The following is a 19654-nucleotide window of genomic DNA, read 5'->3' as shown; positions in this document are numbered from 1 at the left end:
GCGCCGTCATCCGGCGCATTCTCCGTCACCTTCAGCTGCCCGAGCAGCCGCCGCGCCTGGCTCCGGCGCTGGGGCCACCGCAGCTGGCTCTCTGGGAGTAACTCTCGGCTGAGGGTCGCACCCTCTCGAGCAGCTCGCGGCAACCGGTCGCCCGCGCAAGGCAGTGGTGCGCCTGGAGCGCGACGTGCAGGCCTCCTTGGGGGGCCTCCTTCTCCGTCCAGGGCATGTCGCAAGACCCTCCTGGCCCACCACCTACCCCGGCCCTCGCACGCAACTGGGCTCCCATGCCGCCTATGCTCCCAGTGCCTCGACAGGCGCATTCCCGATAAGGCCACACTCAAGCGGGAGGTGGCCCGCTGGGAGCGGACGCGAAACAAGGAGCGTGCTCGCGTCCGCTGGCGCTTCACTGTCGAGAACGCCCGCACCAAACTCGGGCGGGCGTATCCCCAAGCGCAGGCGGCGCTCGCCGCTGCCGCCTGAACCCTTCAAAACCTCTGTGCTGAGGTACTAGTTCGGATGGTGGCAGGAGGCTACGAGAGCAAGGGGCGGATCGTGCAGTGCGTTCGAGGCCCCAGGCTGCCGCCTGGCAACCTGGAGCCGTCGTGGAGCCTTCGGAAGGTGCCCACCACGTCTGGCTTCAACGAGAAGTGGCCGATCTTCACCCAGGACACGCGCAAGTGCGTTCGGTCAGACGGGAGCACGCCTACGTGTCGCATCAAGCAAGTCGGGACCCTGTTCACGACCGAGTGCGAGTAGGAGGTCTTCGCCGCTACTGCATCGTGAAATCTGACACCGGGCCCGACCCCCGGATTCGGAAGGCGAAATCGCCGTCTGTGCGGCATGACCGCCGTCGCCTACCTTCGAGTCAGCTCCAAGACCCAGGACTTCCCCACGCAGCGGTCCGCCATCGAGCGGGCCGCTGCGGCTCGAGGGGATACTATCGGTGCCTGGTACGCGGAGAAGCGCAGCGGAAAGACCATGGCCCGTCCGGAGATGGACCGCCTCCGGGCCGATGCCAGGGCCGGGCACGTGCACAGGCTCTACGTCTTCCGCCTGGACCGGCTGACCCGCTCCGGCATCCGCGACACCTTCGAGCTGATCGAGGAGCTGCGGTCGGCCGGCGTTGAGGTCATCAGCATCGCTGATGGATTCTTTCTGGATGGTCCAGCGGCCGAGGTCATCCTCGCCGTGATGTCCTGGGCGGCGAAGATGGAGCGGCTGGCTATCAACGAGCGCATCGCCGCCGCCCGGGAGCGGGTGGAGGCCGAGGGCAAGGGCTGGGGAAGGCCCTCGCGCTTCACCGGGGCCGACCTGGTGAAGCTGGAGGCCCTGCGCAACCAGGGGCGGACCATCCGGGAGATCGCCATCGCCCTGAAGGTGTCGCGCTCCACGGTGCAGCGCTCCCTGGCCCAAAAAGTTGGGGCCGCCCAGCCCGGCCGGCGCCCTGCGGACGAGGAGCGGCAGCAGGGGGCGGCCAAGTAGCCTACTTCCGGGACAGGGGCGAGTCAGGGGTGGCGGCTATCCTCGGTCAGCCATGAGCGAGCAATTCACGTGCGTATGCGGTCGGCTCCAAAGGACTCTCCTTGCCTCCAGTGTCACCGACGCCGTCAAGCGGTTCCGGGGGTATGTCGAAGGGGGCCTCTACGCTGACCTGGTTGAAGGCGCGACGACGCTGACCATTCGCGGTCCGGTCAGGGTACGGCACGCGACTGCCGAACACGTCTTCGACAGGGCGTCGGGCGACCTCAAGAGGTCGGTTGACCTGCGTCCCATGAGGCGCCGGTAGGGCCTAGCCATCATTGGGGCCCGTGCGTTCCCTCCTGGTGGCGCTCTCCGGCTGGAGCGCAGAGCAGGAGCGATACCGGCTCATCGCGCGCACCAAGGCCGGCCTGGAGCGCGCCCGGGCCCAGGGCAAGCGCCTGGGGCGGCCGCCGGCGTCTCCAGTCCTCGTGCGGGCCGCTGCCGACCTGGTAGCGTCCGGGGTGCCGGTCGCGGAGGCCGCTCGCCAGAAGGGCGTGAAGCGAACCACGTTGCGGCGACACCTCGCACAGGCCGGTGTAAAAGGATGGGATGGAGGACCTTCTCCCACCGAAGGTCGCGGCGAAGATCCGTGACCAGTACCGTTCTGCGGTACGCGATGCTGCGTCCCGCTACCGGTTTCACGCGCGCGACGAGGACAGCGTTACTGGCGCCCTCAACGAGCAGATCATGGTCAACGTCAATGGTTCTGTGATGACGCAGGCCGGAGAGGTGACCTGGGCCACCTCAGCCTGGAAGCTGCGAGGCCGGGGCAAAGGCGCAGCCGAGAAGCGCATAGGCGCAGACTCGATCCTTGAAATCGAAGTGCGCGATGCCGATGGCGGAACCATTGGTCGAAAGCTCTTACCGATCCAGGCGAAGAATCGCTGGACTGAGCGCGATCCCAACGTTGCGAATCAAGCTCGCAAGATCGAGGGACTCCGGGGTGTAGTGGTGGACTACTCGCCGAATGGTTACTTCGCCGTCCCCGCTTCCGTCGCGGCCGATGCAGAAGGAGATCGCAGGGAGATTCGCAGCGAGGCGTTCAGGGACCTCGCTGATGTGCTGGCGGATGACTTGCTGAAGTGCACCGTCGGTAGACGCGATGCGTACTTCGATGCCCACGAAGAGAAGATCCTCTTTGAAGAGAACGGGCACCTGAAGGAGCGGTCAGCAAAGGTCAGCAGAAGAGTGCGAACCAGAATCACGCTCCCTTGACCTTGATGGCCCCAGGTGGCCGAAAACGCCCGGACGCCACCAGAGGAGGGAGGGCGTGAATCCACATCGTTACGCAGCGAGCTCGCCCCTGGCCGGAAACGACCGATTCTTGCCGCGCAGACATCTCAGCGTGCTTGCGACCTATGCCGGATGACGGGTCACGAAGTCGCGGAGGGACTGGATGAGGAGGCTCACCTGCTCCTTCGTGTACTCGGTGTACTTTCCATGCGCCGCGCTGTTTCGCAGGCCAAGCCATGCGGTGACGTTCTTCTGGTCGAGCTTCGAGTAGACATCCGCGCCAGCAAGCTCAGCGTTCAGAAAGTCAGCCTTCTTGGGCTTCCCGTTCTGGGCTTCGACGGCGATGCCGGTCTTCAGTGCGAGCTTTCGGAGATGCTCCTCAAGAACGGCCCCTGCGGTGACCGCAGCCGGGTCCTTCCAGCCTTCCTCAAGTAGGTGAGCGGCGGCGTCGAGCAGATCCGCGAACAGCTCCGCGTGAACAAGCTCTTCAAAGCTCCGATGCCGGCCGGCCGCGATGTCGGCTCGGAGGCCGTCAAGGGCGCCCTTGAGGTTCGGAATACCAAAGACGTTCGTGAAGTCGTACTTCTTGAGGTAGTCGGCGAGGATACGGCGGTAAATACTGCCGGGGGGAGCCATGCGTTCGATGCACGCGGCGAGCTGGCTGCCCACGCTAGCGATATCCGCCGGGGGGAGATCCGAGCAGTCGTCATACTGCGACCTACTGCGGAGGGCGGTCCATTCGCCGAGTACGCCATCGATCTCGTTCAGTACAGCCTTCGTATCAATGCTCATGGCCAAGTCCATCACGTGTCACTCGGGGGGCCGGGCACTTTATCCTAAGTAGGCCGCCAGAAGTTCTCTAACAAATCACGCAGCCAGAAGCCCTCGGCCAGGCAGCCTGCCTTGCGGAGGGCATCCTGGGGCGACAGGCCCAACACCCACTGGATGGCGGCATCGACATGCTGCTGCACCGTAGGGTACTGCCGGTTGGCGGACACGCGCTGCTTGAGTGGACGCCAGAGGTGGTCCATGCAGTTGAGTTCCGAGCGCTGCTTGGGCAGCAGCACCAGGTGGGTACCGAGACGCGCGGCGAGCCGCTGAGACTTCTGGGCGGTGTGGCAGCTGGCCCTGTCGAGCACCAGCAACAGCTACCCCGGCCCTCGCACGCAACTGGGCTCCCATGCCGCCTATGCTCGTCACCCATGCCGCGCAGGTCGAAGGACACGGAGCGCTGCTTCAGGTGTGCCTGCTGAGCGGCCCACTGCTCGCGCCTGCCGGCGTTGCTGTTGACGAAGAGGACGGGGAGCCCGCCCTCACCGGAGTCGGTGACGGCGAGCCGGCCCGCGGGGCCCTGGATGGTGCGGTGGGTGGGTGCCATGGGCGCCACCATGCCAGAAGCTCGCGGTTCACCGTGCAACCGCGGACGTCCGAGTGGTGAGCTGCCACCAGTCTGCTCCTCGCTTCCGAAGCGCCAGCGCCGGCCGCTGGCGTGTGGCGCGAGGGACGTGCTGGCCACACTCCTGTCATTGCCGTGCTCGGGTCATGAGAGAGTCCGGGCATGAGCGAACCAGCGATTCTCGCGGTGGGAACCCGGGACCGGTGGCGAGGTATCGAGGTCTCCGACGACGGTGTTCCCGAGATGCTGGGCGTCTTCCTCCTGCGCCTCCTGCGCCGCCATGGCGGAGCGAAGGGTGTCGCGAAAGCGTTTGTTTCCGCTCCCTGGGGCTGGCGCAAACTGCCGACGCGCGAGGCGCTCGATAGCGGCTGGCGCCCTGGTTCACGCAGGACGACGAGCACAGCGGGACTCAGTTCCTCACGTGGTTCATCCTCGACGTCGAGGGTGGCCGGCTCGAGGTGTACGACGTGAGTACACGTGAGTGGCTGGAGCCCGTCCGGCTCGCGGCGGATGGCCGGGCCCTCAATCGCCCGGCCTGGATGCCCGATGCGCCGCGCTGGTTGCCCACCCGGCCCGCGCAGGTGGATGCGCGGGCCGCGCGGATACTGGAGGAGCTCCGCAAGCGGGACCTTCCCGTCGAGCGGGCCCGCGCCATCGTCTCCGCATGGCTGAAGGGCCTGGTGCCCCAGGCGGCGAGGGGGGAATGGCAGCTCTGGTGCGGGGATGACGCCACCTGCTGGTCCGCGTGGCGGCTCGGGGAGCAGTTGCTGTGGATACCCGACCGCACCGACGAGGGCTCGTACTTCGAGCTGATTCTGTCGACGGAGGACTGCGGCGTGGGCTTTGGCTCACCCTCCCCCAAGGCGTGGCTGCGGGCCGTGCAGGAGGCGGGAGTCAGCAGGGCGAAGGCCGGCGACACGCTGGATGCGCTCTTCTCGGCTGCGGTGTCGCCGTGGGCGGAAGCGCCGGTCCGGGTCGGCGTCGAGGGGGTGATTCATGCGGAGCCCTCCGGGCCGCTCGAAGCCCTGAAGCAGAAGCTCTTCAAGCCCGCGCCCAAGCCGCTTCCCGCGCCCCAGTTCCTGGAGCTGCTTCCGGCCATTCCTCGTGAGGAGCTGATGCGCCGCTTCGAGAATGACGAAGGCCCGAGCAGTGTCGTGGAGGATGAGGATGGCTTCCACCCCGCGCGGACATTCGAGCCACCCCACGAGTGGCTCGTCGGACTGGTACGGGCGCTGAGTGTCCCCGTGGGCCCGGGGAGCGGCGCAGTGCCCGAACGACGACGCACCCGCTTCTGGCCCTATGACGATGAGTAGCGGCGCGCTCTGGGATGGTGCGCGCTTCTGCTCAGGGAGAGAGCCCGTCCTCATCCGAGTCAGTGATGGCGAGCCGGCTCGTGAGTCCCTGGATGGAGCAATCAGTGGGGGCCATGGCTTGGGACGATGGCACGGGTGTTGAGTCGCCGGACAAGCCAGAAACCACGCGCTACTCATCAATCCCACGTTGTTTCATGAGTGCAATGATCTGGTCTGCGTCGGGCAGGCGCATGTCCCGTGCTTCGCGGAGTGCGGCTTTCAGCAACTCGGTGGCGAGCGCATGGTCTCCGGGTTGATTGCGGGCAAGGTAGAGAGTAGCCAGCTTCGCACGTCCGACGATCAGGTCGCCGCATAGCCCCAGTTGCTCGAAGACGGGGAGTCACCGGCTGGGCCATAGAGGCCGCCCCACAGGCAAGGAGTGCGCGCGCAGTCAGGCGGCGGGGGGCCGCGCACCCCTCGAGGGCCACGGCCCGCCAGCGTCCAAGGGGGGCGCACAGAGGGGCTACCGGACGCCGAGGTGAGACTGGCCGCCAATTCCGCCTTCTGTGAAGCGTATCGGAGTCCCATCGCTCACGAGGGTCGCCGAAGAGCACCGGTGCCTGACAGCGCCCCGGAGTCCATGGAAGCACGCGGGCACCCTGGCTCCGCGCGCCGCGACCTTTCGGGCCTGGGTATGGCTCCGGCGCGGCCTTGGCAAGCAAAGGCCCCGCGCCAGGAACGTTCGGGGTCTGAGTTGGAGGCGCCCGGTGGTCGGGCTCGCGACGGAACGAGCCCCTCCCCTGCCCCCCGTACCGCAACTGCGTCTCAGCCAGAGACCGCGGACAGGTAGCGCTCGAAGGAGGTCTCCACGGCCGCTCGCCCGCCGCCGAGGATGTTGCGCCCCCAGGTGTAGCCGAACACGTCCTCGAAGTCGTAGGAGCGCAGGCGCTCGCGCATGCTCCGCACGTCGCTCGGCTTCATCGGGATGAAGTTGGGATAGCTGTACATGAACGTGACGTGGCGCCGGTCGGAGACGACCTGCAACGCGTCGCCGGGGAACAGCGCTCCGCCAGCGCGCGGTCCCCGCTTCCAATGGAGCGCGGTGCTGCCCGGGAAGTGTCCGCCGCAGCGGATGAGCGTGACGTCCTCCGAGAGCCGGAGCACGTCCCCACTCCAGAACCGGATGCTCGCCGACGGCCTGCGCACCCATTCCCTGTCGGCTTCGTGCAGCAGGATGGGCACGCCGCCCAGCGCTTCGCTCCACTCCACCATCGATGTGTAGAAGTGCGGATGCGAGATGACCATTCGGTCCACCCCCCCGCGCGCCTTCAGCGCGCAGACCGCCTCATCCGTGACGAGGCTGATGCACTCCCAGAGCACATTGCCCGCGTCCGTCGGCAGGTGCAGCGCCCGCTGGGGAATGGCGAAGTCCGCCGGCAGGCTGAGGCCCAACAGGCCCGCGTCCTCCTCGATGCGCAGCGTGTACTTCCTCGCGAGGGCCTCATGCGTCGTCCACCGCTGGCCGTTCCAGCCCACATACTGGCGCTCGTCCTCGCATACGGGACAGTGCTCGGGAGGCGCGGGCGTCTTTGCGTACTGCGTGCCGCAGGTCTCACATAGATAGAGAGGCATGATGGGGCTCGGATGAATGGGGAACTTCAACGCGCCGCCGGAGCAGCTCCCTGATGGAACAAAACCTGGCGGGCCTCGGCGGACAGGTCCTGCTTCTTCGTGTACACGTCCTCGACGGAGTCGTAGACGCGCTGAGTGGCGGGCCGCTGCTTGATGCGCTCGAACCAGCGCTCGACGTTGGGAAAGGCCGAGAGCGTCTGCCCGTGCGCCGCATGCGGGACGACCCAGGGATAGCAGGCGAGGTCCGCGATGGAGTACGCCCCGCCCGCGATGAAGTCCCTGCCTTCGAGCCTGCGGTCGAGCACGCCGTAGAGCCGTGACACCTCCCGCGTGTAGCGCTCGATGGCGGCGGGCTGGGGCTCGGATGCGTAGACGCGGAAGTAGCCCGCCTGCCCCGCCATCGGTCCCAGGCCGGCGACCTGCCAGAACAGCCACTGCGTGGCTTCGAAGCGGGCCCGGCCGTCCGTGGGCAGGAGCTGGTCGGACTTCTCCGCGAGGTAGAGCAGGATGGCGCCGGACTCGAACACCGGCAGCGGCGTCTCGCCGTGCAGCGGCGCATGGTCGACGATGGCCGGAATCTTGTTGTTCGGAGAGATGGCGAGGAACGCCGGAGCGAACTGCTCCCCGGCCGACAGGCGAACCGGAACGAGCCGGTAAGGAAGGCCGGTCTCCTCGAGGAACAGTCGAATCTTCAGGCCGTTCGGGGTGGGGCTGCAGTACAGGTCAATCATCGGAAAGCTCCACAGCGAGGCCACGTCATGCGGCCACGCTGGAGCCCAGACTAGACACGCGCTGGCCCTCCTATTGGGCCAGTTCGTTGGTTTCTCACTGGGCCAATGAAGTGCCCGGATGAGGAAGGTTTACGGGAGCGCACGAGGCAGGCAGTGGATGGAGGAACTCGAACACGCAGGGAGATACGAAGGCCATCCCATCTGCGCCAAGGAGTCCTCGCTTCAATCCTCTCGTAGATGACTCCCACACGAGCCGACGGCCTGGCGGGAGTTGATGCATGAGGCTGGGCTCGCGATCTTCCAGGTCGCGGGGCCTCCTCCTCGGGAGGAGCCCAGGCCACGGTTCCAGATCAGGCCTGTGCCCACCCCAAAGTCAGGAGTGAGCCTTCCCGGGTTTGTGGCTCTCCGCACTTCTCGTGGAGGGGCATGAGGAAGAATCTGTGCGAATGGCTGCTCCGCCGCTCGATCCCCATGGGAGTGCGTCTGGAGTACGGGGACGACAGGTAGCAAAACTTGGTTTCCCTGCCGAATGGCGCCGGTCGGCAATTCGCCGTGTTTCCCTTTTACCCCCGAGGGGCACCACACAAAGTGTGGGAGAGCCACGGAGCCGGGCCACGCCCAGACTGAGGCCCCTGCTGGCGCTGCGGAGGTGCGGAGGAAGCGGCGCGCTGCGCAGTTGGACCAGGCGACGCTGCTGAAGCGCAGTTTCGACTTCGACGTCTTCACCTGCCCTGGCTGCGGCGGGCGCCGGAGATGTTGAGGACATCACCCAGGTGGACGACCAGTTCGGCGGGCTTGTCCACGGCGGTCGCAAGCTGCCGCTCACACAACCCTGGCTTTCGAGGCGTGGTGGAGCAGAGCACCTCCGCGGCCGCCCAGCCGGTCCACGCATCGAGCTGAGGCGGCCGTGTTGCAACGGCAGTAATGGCGCTGTCAGACCAGTAACCTGTGCCAAGCAGCCGCCCACCCGCGACGTTGTGGAACTGGGTGTCTGCCATCAACAAGATACGAGTACTGTTCTCGCCGGGCGGCTGCCCGCTGGCATCCCGGATGGACACCTGGGGCTGGGTGGAGCGGGGGTCACGGTTCGCGATGAGGCACACCCCACGACGGCGCCCGCGAGAAACGTTAGGGACGTGTCACGGAAAACGCCCCGGTCCCCTCGCGGGAAACCAGGGCGCCTCCCAAGCGCCACCCGTGATGCAATCGGGCGAGCCCCACACCACGCAACCGCGCTACGCGACGAGGACCTGAAGTCCCTGAAGCAACCGGCGAGCGTCGCCGCGAGACGGCAGCCCCGCCTGTTCGACGAGCACCGCCTCGGGCTCCTCCTGCTCCACGAGGCGCGTCAGCTCCTGGAACGCCTCGACGCGCGCCTCGCGCACGCGCCGCAGCTCCTCGGGAGACAGCCGCTCCGCCGCCCAGGCATCCACGGCCCAGGCCAGCTCCGCATGGCGCAACTCGTCCTCCGCGATGCGCCCGAGCTCCTCCCGCACCCGCGCATCCCCTGCGGTGCGCGCCTGCCAGCCGACCACCACCGCGCCGTACATCTCCCGGACGCAGCCCTCCCTCGCGTTCTCCGTCACCATGGCCTCCAGCGAGCGCGCGGAGAAGGGAGCCACTTCCGCGGCGGACACGGACGCGCCGTGATGCCGGGCCAGCGCCTCCATGGCGCGCTGGTGACGGACCTCGTCCCCCGCCGAGCGCCGCGCGGCCCGGATGAGCGCCTCGGGAGCCCCGTGCGCCTTCAGCTCTTCCGCGAGCCGGAGGAAGGCGGGCACCGAGGCGGCCTCCAGCCAGGCCATCTCCGCGAAGAGCGCGCCCAACGCGGACCGCGACTCCACCCGCCCCGCCAGGAGCCCCTCGGGATGGCGTCCGTCGGAGCGGCAGCCTCCCGGAGCGATGTAATGACAACGGGTATCGGTCCGCTGCCCGGTCCCTCCATCAACGAGATGCGTCTCGACCAGCGTGACGTCGCAGCGCTGGAGGTCAGGCAGGTTCATCGCCTGGCACAGCGTCATGCAGTTGGCGTTCGTGGGCTGGCTCCCATCCGGAAGCAGCTCGAAGCTGGTCCTGTAAGCCTCGGAAGGGCCATACGGGATGCAGCCACCATCATCCTCGCCCTCACAGGCCGTGAGCGACAGCGAGGGGACGGTGAGCAACAGGCCGGCGACGGTGCGACGAAGACGGCGGTTGAGGGGAAGCGACGGACTCCTGCCATTGCGCATCGAGATTCCTCGTGGCGATGTCGGTCCGGCCCCCGCACTCGTACCGACGCCCTCATAACACGCGCAAGGCAGCGGCCGGCACGGCGTCAGAACGGAAAACGCCCCGGCCACCCTCGCGGGCAACCGGGGCGCTTCCCGTCAGACGGAGGAGGCCGGAACAACGGCCCCCTCCGCCTCAGCTCAGTTGAACTTGACGATGAGCGTGCCGTCCGTGAAGCCACCCTTCGCGCCGAAGACGTGCACGTAGTACTTGCCCGGCTCGAAGCCGTTCAGGTTGCAGTTCTCCGTGCTGTGCTCGTTCACGCCACGGCAGTCGTAGGCGGAGAACGAGGGCACCGAGGCGCGCTGCACGTACAGGTCCGCGTTGCCCGTGCCACGCAGCTGGACGTGGATGTTGCGGGTGCCGCCGGTGGTGCGCTCCGGAATCTGCACGGTGAACACCTGCGACGAGCCCGCCGCGCCGGACAGGTCGGAGATCTGCACGTTCGGCTCGATGGGGAGGTAGCCGCCCTCCCACGTCACCACCAGCGACACGCCGGAGTAGGCGCTGAAGCCGTTGAGCATGGCGTACCAGGTGCCCTGCGCCGGAGCGGCGAAGGTGCACGTCTCGTTGTTGCCACCGGTGTACGGACGGCAGTCGTACGAGGTGGACGTCGGCGCGTTGTTGTAACGGACGTACAGGTCCGCGTCACCCGTGCCACCGGACATGGTGAACTTCAGGTTCTTCGCGCCCTCGGGCACCACCACGGAGAAGTACACCTTGGCGTTGCGCGCGCCGGAGAGGCCCGTGACAGGGACGCCCTTCTGCATCGGGGTGTTGACCGGAGGAGGAATCGGCACGCCCACGCCGACGGCCTTCCACGCGTTGCCCACCGAGGTGACGGTGGCGGCGTCATAGCCGAGCTGCGTGGCCGCCTGCTCCGTGGCCGTCTTCGCGGCCTCGAAGTTGGAGGACGCCAGGAGGATGTCCGCGTTGGCCTTGTAGAAGATGCGCGCGGCCTTCTCGATGCCGATGCCCGCGACCACCTGGGTGGTCTTGCCGCGCGGGTGCGTGCCACCCTGCGACAGCAGGTAGAACGCCAGGTTGGAGATGCCCGAGCTGTAGTGCACGTCCACGCCGGAGGAGTAGTTCGGGTAGTAGTCCAGCGACGAGCCGTCCAGCACCGGGTCGTTCATGTAGCGGAGCGCGTCGTTCGGGATGCTCGGCGTCCACACGTCGTCGCCCACCAGCCAGTGGCGGGGAGACACCGCACCGGAGCCGTCGCCGTACCACTCGCAGACCGCGCCGAAGATGTCCGACATGGACTCGTTCAGACCGCCGGACTCACCCGAGTAGATGAGGTCCGACTCGTTGTCCGTCACGGCGTGCGTCAGCTCGTGCGCCGTCACGTCCAGCGAGTTGGCCAGGTTCGAGGCATTCACGCCGTCGCCATCGCCGTACACCATCTGGGTGCCGTTCCAGAAGGCGTTCACGTAGTTGTTGCTGTAGTGCACCGAGCTGATGAGGATGCCACCCGCGTTGTCGAGCGAGTCGCGGCCGAACAGCGAGCTGTAGCAGCTGTAGACCGTGCCCAGGTGGTTGTAGTTGGTGTTGATGACCGGGTCGGCCACGGGGGCCTGGCCCTCGGTGCGGGCCACGGGGCCGGGCAGCGTGGTCAGGTGGTTGAGGTTGTGCAGGCGGCGGTTGAGCGCCTCCTTGATGGTCGGGATGCGCACCTGGACGTCGCCCTTCTGCGCGTCGACCAGCAGGATGTCGCGCACGGGGGTGCCGTCAGGCCGCTCACCGGTCTGCTCGAGCTTGTACATCAGGCGCAGCTCGTCGCCGTCGCGGAAGTACACCAGCTCCGTCTCCGGGCTGGTGACGGAACCCGCGAGCGTGTCGCGGTCCGCGGCCGCCGCGGCCAGCGCCGCCTCGGCGGGGATGGAGGCCTTGTCTGCCGCCTTCAGGTCGCTGCGAACGTTGGTGTTCGCCGCGAAGACCTTGCCGTCACGCGCGTGCAGGCGCAGCTCGCCGCCGTACACCGGCAGGCCCTGGCGCGTGACGTCGTAGCGGTAGTGCACGTCGCCCTGCGGGTCCTTGTACGCCTTGGTGAAGGACAGGTCCGCCGGGTCCAGCTTCAGCAGCGGCGCCACGGTGGCAATCACCGAGGCCAGCTGCGGCGCCTGCAGGGACTCCGCGCCCACCGTGTCGATGACGGGCAGCGTGCCCAGGTCCCCACCGATGAAGCTGGGGGCGCCGGACGCGTCCGTCTCGATGACGTTGACGCCATTCTCCAGCCGCTGGCTGCGGCTCCCGGACTCCGGGGCCTTCGCGCCCGCCGCCGGAGCGGCCTCGTTGCACGCGCCAACGAGGAACGACAGCGCCGCGACTCCGAGCGCTCCACGTACTCGATTCTGCATTCTGTTACCCCCTGGAAAAAACGACCTGGATGGATACGGCCGGGATCAGAGTCTCACGTGAATTACCCGTCTCTCAAGTACCTACGAGATTTTCCGGTGTTACTGAACTTCCTACCTACCCGTGCGGATGTGGGGCCCAGCGGTGTCCACGGGTGAGCAGGGAGTGTCCCCGGGGAGGCACGGGGCGCCCGGCGTGAGCAGACTGTCCCTCCCTTCCAGCCAGGGCCTGTCATGAGTCAGCGATTGCTGTTGCTGCTGAGTGTCGTCTGGAGTGCTGACGTGTGGGCCCAGGTGCCAGAGCCGCTCGCGGAGCCGCGGCCCGCGCCCGTGCGGGGCTGGGTGCCGGCCTACGACGCGCACGTGCGCGCGGAGGCGGCGAAGGTGCCGGCGCTGCGGACGCTGCCCGCGGAGAAGATGGCGGACTTCTGCCCGAGGTGGGCGGAGCTGGCGCCCGACGCGCGCCTCCAGTTCTACGCGGACCTGCTGTACGCCATCTCCGGGCCGGAGTCGGGCTGGGACAGGCGGGTGATGTTCAACGAGACGGGCATCATCGACCGGGCCACGCGGCGGCAGGCCATCGACCCGGTGACGCGGCGGCCCATCCTCAGCGAGGGGCTGCTCCAGCTCTCCTACGCGGACATGGACGGCTATCCCCCGGCGGAGGGGCTGGGCTGCCGGTTCGACTGGGAGGCGGACCGGGCGGCCTTCGCACTCGATTTGGCGGCGGGCGCGGGGGCCCGCACCTTCCACTCCCTCCACCCCGAGCGCTCGCTGCTGAATCCCTACGCACAGCTCTCTTGCGGCGTGCACGTCCTCCACACGCTGGTGCGGCGCTTTCCGCAGGACGACTTCCGCGCGGCCGCGGGCCGGTACTGGTCGACGATGCGCCCGAAGAAGAAGTCGCACGTCCAGGTGGTGGCGGCACTCCAGGCGCGCGAGAGCGCCTGCTTCCAGCAGGCTCCGGCGGCGTGGATGGTGCTGGCCGCGCTGTTCGAATCCTGGGCCGGCTGGGCTCCCGGCCCCGCGGCGCATGGCCTCGTCCTGGGAGCCCGCGCCGCGAGGGAGCCCGGCCCGGAGCGCCAGGCCCACGCGCCGCCGGTGAGCCCTCCCTGAGCGCCTTGCCTATGCGCTCGCGGCGCGGACGAGCCGCAGCACCACGGCGAAGTGGAGCCCGGCGCCCACCAGCGTCAGCGCGTGGAAGAGCTCGTGGTACCCGAACACGCCGGGCCTCAGGTCCGGCCGCTTCAGCGCATACGCGATGGCGCCCGTGGTGTAGGCGACGCCGCCCGCGAGGATGAGGGAGAGCTCGGTGAAGCCGAGCGCCCGGCGTGCATCCTCGAGGTACGGCACCAGCGTCCAGCCGACGGCGACGGCGAGCGCCGCCGTGATGACCTTCGGCGCCCCCACCCAGAACAGCGACTGGAGGACGCCGACGAGCGCGCCGCACCAGATGGCGAGCAGCAGGCTGTCACCGGCGGCTCCGGTGACGCCGAGCAGCGCCACCGGCGTATAGGTGCCCGCGATGAGGATGAAGATGGACGCGTGGTCCATGCGCCGCATCCACGTCCGCCCGCGCGGGGACCAGTCCACCCGGTGGTACGTCGCGCTGACCGAGAACAGCACCACCAGGCTGAAGGCATACAGCGCCGCCGCCGCCGCGGCCCGGGGCGTGGGCGCCATCGACACGAGCACCCCGCCCGCCCCGAGCGCACTCGCGGCGGCGAACTGGTGCAGCACCCCTCTGAGCTTCGGCTTCTCCGCGGCCCGGGCGTTCAGGACGGGGCCTGCGCTTCGACGGCCGACTCCGAGGGCGGACGAGGAATGAGGTAGTCACGTTGGATGGTGGCGAGGCCCAGCTTCTCGAGGAGCACGCACGCACCATAGCCGAGGTCCACTTCGTGGCGTCGGTAGGAGAAGGACGCGGAGCCCGGATAGCGGTGGTGGTTGTTCTGGAAGCCCTCGCCGAGGATGAGCCACGCGGCCAGGTGGTTGTTGCGCGAGTTGTCCGACGTATCGAAGTTGCGCCCGCCCACCGCGTGCCCCAGCGAGTTGACGATGCCGCCCTGCACCGGGTGGCTCATCATCCCCAGGAACCACGCGGCGCCCAGCAGCCACCCGATGCCGAACCCCAGCGCCAGTCCCACGGCGGCGTGCAGGAGGTACGGCAGGTACCAGCGGCCGGTGCGGTTCAGCGAGTTGAGCGGGAAGTCGAGGTCCCTCGCATAGCGCGTGTACTCCGGCTCCTCGCGCAAGAGGCCCACGATGACGCGCTTGTAGTTGCGCAACTGCTCCATCCCGATGCCGAGAATGCCGACGTTGACCGGCGAGTGCGGGTCCAACGGCGTGTCCGAGTGCTCGTGGTGGAGCCGGTGCATCACCACCCACGCCTTCGGGTCCAGGCCGGTGAGCCAGTTGCCCCCGGTGATGAGCGCCCTGCGCAGCGCCGGGTGCAGGCGCACCGCCTTGTGCGCCAGGCCCCGGTGGTAACCCACCGAAATCGTGAGGATGTTGAGCAGATACGCTGCCAGGAAGACGGCTCCGCAGAGGGCGAGGTACATGGAGGCTCCAGCTCGGCCGGTGGGTTACCGGCCAGTAGGTTCCGGTTGAGTAAGTTACTCGCGAGTAGGTTAGAGGTCAACGTGGCGACGAAGAAGCGACTGTCGGCAGCCGACCGCCGGGTCCAGCTGATGGAGGTCGGCCGGGGGGTCTTCGCCTCGCACGGCTACGAAGCGACCTCGATTGAAGAGGTCGCCCAGCAGGCGGGCGTGTCCAAGCCCATCGTCTACGAGCACTTCGGCGCGAAGGAGGGGCTCTACGCGGCCATCGTGGACCGGGAGATGGACGACCTGGTGGCGCGCATGTCGGAGAGCATCTCCCACGGCACGCCGCGCGAGCGCTTCGAGGCGGCGGTGCTGGCCTTCATGACGTACGCGAAGGAGGAGCCCGCGGGCTTCGCGGTGCTGACACGCGACTCGCCCCTGGCCACCGCGCGGCGCGGCCTGACGCGCGTCATCGACGACCTGGCGCAGCGGGTGGGCGACATCTTCCGCAGCGAGTTCGAGCGCGCGGGCTTCAACCCCAAGGTGGCCCCCATCTACGCCAACGCGCTGGTGGGCATGGTGACGCAGGTGGGCCAGTGGTGGGCCGCAGAGGGGAAGTCCTTCTCCATCGACCACGTGTCACGGCATGTCGCGGCGCTCGGGTGGATGGGGCTGCGCCACCTGCCCCGCGAGCCGGACTCGCCCGGAGCGCGGCAGGGCGCGAAGCGGCGCGGCTAGCCGCTCCTGAGCGCCGCTAGCCTTCTTGAATGACGGACAGCACGTTGCCGGCGGGGTCCTTGAACCACGCAATCAGCGGGCCGCCGCCGCGGAAGATGCCCTTCGCGTCGGTGTCCTTCTCGAACTTCGGGTAGCGCTCGAAGCGCACGCCGCGCGCGGAGAGCTGGTCCACGGCCTTCTCCACGTCCGGCACCGGGAAGTTGAGGATGGTGAACGTGGCGGGGACGTGGTCGTCCTTGGGGTAGGCCAGCACGTCCCGGCCTCCGGCGATGTGCAGGAACAGGATGCCGTTCTCCACCGACACCTTCAGGCCCAGCGTCTCCGCGTAGAACTTCCGCGCCGCCTGTATGTCGTTCACCGAGAAACCGCTGAACGCCTGGGTGTTCCCTAACATCCGCGCCTCCTGGTCAGCGCCTCGAAGCCATCGTGGGGGTGCCCGGACAGGTCCGCAGCGGGGACCGTGCCGTGCGCTCGTCACCCCGCCGGGTGGGCACGCGTCAGTGGAGGGTTCGAGGAATGATGTCCGAGATGGACTCCCCGTCCCCCGGGTCTAGCACCCGGACCTCCGTGGCGATGTGGAGCCCTCCGGCGATGAAGTAGCCGACGCGAATCTGGGCGGTGTCCGTCAACTGGCCCTCTTCCGTGACGTCCGTCCAGCTGTAGCGGGCACGGTCGTCGATGCGCACCGTGATGTCCTCTCCCGCGGCGAGGTCGTGGACCGTCAGGTGGTCCGGGCCGGCGTCCACGATTCGGCCGGCCACCATCCGCTCCACGTTGGCCTGGTTCTCACTCCAGTTCTCCATCACCATGGCGCTCTCCCGGCGGTGACTGCTCCCGCGAGGCCCGCCCGGCGAACGAGCCCGAGGCCCTCCGCCCGGCGACGCGAGACACAGCACCCGTCCTGCCCTCAAGCTGCGCCCGGCGCGGACCCGGCACCACACCCGGCCAGGGCCCCTGCTCCGCCGCCATCCGATGGAGCAGTGGCCCGGAGCGCACGGCTAGTGGCGCGAGCCACCCACGGCGGCGACGGGCTCCGGCTCCACCAGGGGGCCTCCGTCCGTCAGCGCGGCGTCCACGGTGGCCATCAGCACCTCCGGACGGACGGGCTTCTCCAGCACGCGGTTCGTCACCGACTCCATGAACGCGCGCGACTCCGCGGTGTAGGCCCCGCCGGAGATGAACACCACGCGCTCGGCCTGGTCCGGCGCCGTGGCGCACAGGCGGCGGAAGACGGCGGCCCCGTCCGTCTCCGGCATCTGCAAGTCGCAGAGGATGACGTCGAAGCGGTGCCCCGCCGCCACCAGCGCCAGCGCCTCGCTGCCGCGCGTGGTGGTGACGATGTCGTGGTAGGGCTCCAGCAGCAGGCGCATGGACTGCGCCAGCCTCGGCTCGTCGTCCACCACGAGCACCCGCCCGCGGCGGCTGCGGGACGTGGGCAGCGCGGCCGCCGCCGCGGACCGCGAAGAGGGCGTGCTGACCTGCACCGGCGCGGCCGGCAGCAGCACGCTGAAGACGGAGCCCCGACCCGGCTCGCTGCGAACCTCGAGCTCGCCCCCGTGCGCGCGGACCACCTGCTGGCAGATGGCGAGCCCCAGGCCCGTGCCCTCGCCGGTGGGCTTGGTGGTGAAGAAGGGCTCGAAGATGCGCGGCAGAACATGGGCGGGGATGCCGGCGCCGGTGTCCATGACGTCCACCCGTGCCCGGCCGGACGCGTCCGTGCTGGTGCGCACGCGCACCTCGTTCAGCGTGGGGCTGCCCTCGGAGATGGCCTGCATGGCATTCACCAGCAGGTTGAGCAGCACCTGCCCCAGCCGCGCCTCGCTGCCGAGCACGCGCGGCACCGGGCCGAACTCCTCCACCACCCGGGCGCGGTGGCGCAGCGCATGGCTGACGATGCGCACCGCCGGAGGCACCAGCGCGTTGAGGTCCACCAGCCCTCGCTCCTGGTCTCCCTGGCGGCTGAACACCTGCAGGTCCCTCACGATGAGGCGGATGCGCTCCGCCCCCTCCAGCGCGCCCCGGACTCCAGACAGCGCGTCCCGCGTCGCGGGCACGCCGCCCTCGGAGAGGCTGCGCGCGGCGGCCTCGAGGTTGAGCACCAGGTAGGCCAGCGGGTTGTTGATTTCGTGCCCCACGCCGGCCGCGAGCGTGCCCACCGCGGCCACGCGCTCGGCGGCGACGAGGCGCGCCTGCAGCTCCTTGGTGGCGGTGATGTCGCGGTGGGTGGCCACGAAGTGGGTGATGTCCTCGCCGGTGGCGCGCACCGGGGACAGGAGCACCTCGGTGCGCAGCGGGCTGCCGTCCTTGCGCGTCACGGGGACTTCCGTGCACAGGGGCTCGCCCGCGAGCACGGCCCCCCTCACGCGCCGGGTCAGCTCCGGCTCCTGCACGCCATAGACGAAGCACGGGTCCTTGCCCACGAGGTCCTCCCGATGGTGGCCCACCAGCGCGCACAGGGCCTCGTTGACGAACACGGTGCGCAGCAGGCCCGGGCCGCGCACCTCCGCGATGAGGACGCCCTCGTGCACGCCGTGCACGGTGGTGGCCAGCAATTGGAGTTGCTCCACGGCGCGCTTGCGCTCGTCGCTCGCCGCCGCCACCAGCAGGCCGGTGACGGAGGTGACGGCGACGAAGAGCTGCAGCACCAGCAGGTCCTCCGTGATGTGGCCGGAGGAGAAGGGCCCCTGCCCGCTCGCGGTGCCGACGGTGGCGGCCGTGGCGATGAACAGCGTGGCGGTGGCCGCGCCGCTCGCGCCGAAGCGCAGCGCCGCCCAGGCCGACATGGGGAACAGGAGGAAGGCCGCGACGTGCTTCGCGCTGAGCCCCACGTCGGAGACGATGAAGATGGCCGCGCCCAGCGCGGCGGTGAGCCCCGCCAGCAGCAGCGCCTCTCCCCACTTGCGCGGGCGCCTCAGCCGCCCCAGCGCCAGCAGCGGCGGGGCCATCACCAGCACCCCCATCATGTCCCCCACCCACCACACCCAGATGGACCGGGCCAGCTCCGAGCGCGGCAGCATCTGCCCCAGCAGCAGGCTCAGCGAGCCGAAGGTGGCGCTGACCGTGGTGCAGGCCGCGCCCGCCCCCGCGCACAGCGCCACGACGTCCCGGATGCGTCCCAGGCGGGCGTCGAACCCCACCCGCCGCAGCAGCAGCGCGCCCAGCACCGCCGTCAGCGTGGCGGCCGTGGCCACACCCAGGCTCGAAGGCAGGGGTGTATGGGTCAACCCGAAGGTGACGAGCAGGCCCCCGAGGAAGACGGCGGGCCAGCGCGAGGGGCCGCGCAGCACCAGCCCCGCGAGGGCCACCCCCGCGGGAGGCCAGACGGGGCTGACGTTGCTGCCCACGGTGGCCACCAGCAGGCCCAGCCTCCCGGCCACGAAGTACACCAATGCCAGCGCCAGCACCTCCAGGAGGTACCTGACGTTGACCGCGCGAACGCTGGCTCGGAGCAGCCCGAAGATGACCCATCCCCCCAGGTACCGTCCGCCGACCCGACGCGTACCTACGGCCGCCATGCTAACCGGGTCCGGCCGCGCATTGCACCTGCCGCCCGGAGAGCAGGCAGGCAAGCGTCCAGGAGCCGATAGCCGGCCATGCAATGGGTTGGAGCCTCTTGCGTAGAAAGGGGCAAGGAGGTTCACCGAAACGATGTCGCGTCCCGGAATCGCTGCCCTGCTGTCCTTCCTGATCCCCGGCGTGGGCCAGATCTACAACGGGGACATCCTCCGCGGAGTCTTCTGGCTCATCGTCACCCCGGGCTTCTGGATCGGCACCGGTGGGTGCCTGGGCTGGGTGTGCCACGTCATCGCGGCCGCCACGGCGCACAGCCGGGCGGAGAACCAGCTGAAATACCGCGTCACAGTCGTGTAACGGCACCGGCCGGCTCCCGTCGCGTGTCTGGAGCCGAGCTGGCGGGTGCCTTCCGCCGAAGCAAGCTGGAGCC

General features: G+C 68.9%; 18 protein-coding genes. 6 read left to right on the top strand and 12 right to left on the bottom strand.

Going from position 1 to position 19654, the window contains the following annotated elements; all coding sequences use genetic code 11:
• The first annotated feature begins 840 nt into the window (after nt 1-840).
• The gene (locus tag G4D86_RS10435) at nt 841-1482 is read left to right on the top strand and encodes a recombinase family protein (protein WP_163992130.1); all 642 of its coding nucleotides are present in this window, start codon (nt 841-843) and stop codon (nt 1480-1482) included.
• Between the two features lie 588 nt (nt 1483-2070).
• Nucleotides 2071-2736, top strand: a complete 666-nt coding sequence (locus tag G4D86_RS10430; RefSeq protein WP_163992128.1) for a hypothetical protein — start codon at nt 2071-2073, stop codon at nt 2734-2736.
• A gap of 141 nt (nt 2737-2877) precedes the next feature.
• Here G4D86_RS10430 and G4D86_RS10425 read toward each other — a convergent pair whose 3' ends face one another.
• Nucleotides 2878-3546, bottom strand: a complete 669-nt coding sequence (locus G4D86_RS10425) for a hypothetical protein (protein ID WP_163992126.1) — start codon at nt 3544-3546, stop codon at nt 2878-2880.
• 44 nt (nt 3547-3590) lie between these two features.
• Nucleotides 3591-3893, bottom strand: coding sequence for a transposase (locus G4D86_RS10420; RefSeq protein ID WP_240360173.1), 303 nt, complete (start codon nt 3891-3893; stop codon nt 3591-3593).
• 724 nt (nt 3894-4617) lie between these two features.
• On the opposite strand from G4D86_RS10420, the gene G4D86_RS10415 reads away from it, so the two are divergent.
• Nucleotides 4618-5463, top strand: coding sequence for a hypothetical protein (locus tag G4D86_RS10415; protein WP_163992123.1), 846 nt, complete (start codon nt 4618-4620; stop codon nt 5461-5463).
• An 804-nt stretch (nt 5464-6267) separates the two neighbouring features.
• Here G4D86_RS10415 and G4D86_RS10410 read toward each other — a convergent pair.
• The 5 genes from G4D86_RS10410 to G4D86_RS10390 form a co-directional block, all read right to left on the bottom strand.
• Nucleotides 6268-7074 carry an MBL fold metallo-hydrolase gene (locus tag G4D86_RS10410; RefSeq protein WP_163992121.1) on the bottom strand — a complete coding sequence of 269 codons (807 nt, stop codon included), beginning with the start codon at nt 7072-7074 and terminating at the stop codon, nt 6268-6270.
• A gap of 26 nt (nt 7075-7100) precedes the next feature.
• Nucleotides 7101-7805 carry a glutathione binding-like protein gene (locus G4D86_RS10405; RefSeq protein WP_163992119.1) on the bottom strand — a complete coding sequence of 235 codons (705 nt, stop codon included), beginning with the start codon at nt 7803-7805 and terminating at the stop codon, nt 7101-7103.
• A 722-nt stretch (nt 7806-8527) separates the two neighbouring features.
• The gene (locus G4D86_RS10400) at nt 8528-8803 is read right to left on the bottom strand and encodes a hypothetical protein (RefSeq protein WP_163992116.1); all 276 of its coding nucleotides are present in this window, start codon (nt 8801-8803) and stop codon (nt 8528-8530) included.
• 237 nt (nt 8804-9040) lie between these two features.
• Complete coding sequence (locus G4D86_RS10395; RefSeq protein WP_163992114.1) at nt 9041-10033, bottom strand: hypothetical protein; 993 nt, start codon at nt 10031-10033, stop codon at nt 9041-9043.
• A 180-nt stretch (nt 10034-10213) separates the two neighbouring features.
• Complete coding sequence (locus G4D86_RS10390; protein WP_163992112.1) at nt 10214-12433, bottom strand: M4 family metallopeptidase; 2220 nt, start codon at nt 12431-12433, stop codon at nt 10214-10216.
• Between the two features lie 231 nt (nt 12434-12664).
• Between G4D86_RS10390 and G4D86_RS10385 the strand changes: the two genes are divergently transcribed.
• Nucleotides 12665-13546, top strand: a complete 882-nt coding sequence (locus G4D86_RS10385; RefSeq protein WP_163992110.1) for a hypothetical protein — start codon at nt 12665-12667, stop codon at nt 13544-13546.
• Nucleotides 13547-13555: 9 nt separating this feature from the next.
• Here the strand turns inward: G4D86_RS10385 and trhA are convergent, their stop codons facing one another.
• Both trhA and G4D86_RS10375 read right to left on the bottom strand, forming a co-directional pair.
• Complete coding sequence (gene trhA, locus G4D86_RS10380; protein ID WP_163992250.1) at nt 13556-14209, bottom strand: PAQR family membrane homeostasis protein TrhA; 654 nt, start codon at nt 14207-14209, stop codon at nt 13556-13558.
• Nucleotides 14206-14991 (bottom strand): fatty acid desaturase, encoded by a 786-nt coding sequence (locus G4D86_RS10375; RefSeq protein ID WP_163992108.1) that lies wholly within the window; start codon nt 14989-14991, stop codon nt 14206-14208. Before G4D86_RS10375 ends, trhA begins: the two co-directional genes overlap by 4 nt.
• An 81-nt stretch (nt 14992-15072) precedes the next feature.
• Here G4D86_RS10375 and G4D86_RS10370 point away from each other — a divergent pair, with 81 nt between their 5' ends.
• Nucleotides 15073-15711, top strand: a complete 639-nt coding sequence (locus G4D86_RS10370; RefSeq protein ID WP_240360159.1) for a TetR/AcrR family transcriptional regulator — start codon at nt 15073-15075, stop codon at nt 15709-15711.
• A 16-nt stretch (nt 15712-15727) separates the two neighbouring features.
• Here the strand turns inward: G4D86_RS10370 and G4D86_RS10365 are convergent, their stop codons facing one another.
• From G4D86_RS10365 to espC, 3 genes are all read right to left on the bottom strand, one after another.
• Nucleotides 15728-16105: a VOC family protein gene (locus G4D86_RS10365; RefSeq protein WP_163992106.1), complete on the bottom strand. Its 378-nt coding sequence runs from the start codon at nt 16103-16105 to the stop codon at nt 15728-15730.
• Nucleotides 16106-16208: 103 nt separating this feature from the next.
• Complete coding sequence (locus G4D86_RS10360; protein WP_163992103.1) at nt 16209-16520, bottom strand: beta-propeller domain-containing protein; 312 nt, start codon at nt 16518-16520, stop codon at nt 16209-16211.
• A 189-nt stretch (nt 16521-16709) separates the two neighbouring features.
• Complete coding sequence (gene espC, locus G4D86_RS10355) at nt 16710-19226, bottom strand: serine histidine kinase EspC (RefSeq protein WP_163992101.1); 2517 nt, start codon at nt 19224-19226, stop codon at nt 16710-16712.
• A 133-nt stretch (nt 19227-19359) separates the two neighbouring features.
• Here espC and G4D86_RS10350 point away from each other — a divergent pair, with 133 nt between their 5' ends.
• On the top strand, nt 19360-19581 hold the full coding sequence (locus tag G4D86_RS10350) for a DUF5683 domain-containing protein (protein ID WP_163992099.1): 222 nt from the start codon (nt 19360-19362) through the stop codon (nt 19579-19581).
• The last annotated feature ends 73 nt before the right edge of the window (nt 19582-19654 follow it).

The sequence above is a fragment of the Pyxidicoccus caerfyrddinensis genome, from assembly GCF_010894405.1.
Classification (GTDB): domain Bacteria; phylum Myxococcota; class Myxococcia; order Myxococcales; family Myxococcaceae; genus Myxococcus; species Myxococcus caerfyrddinensis.
This window is presented reverse-complemented; position numbering and strand designations above follow the sequence as displayed.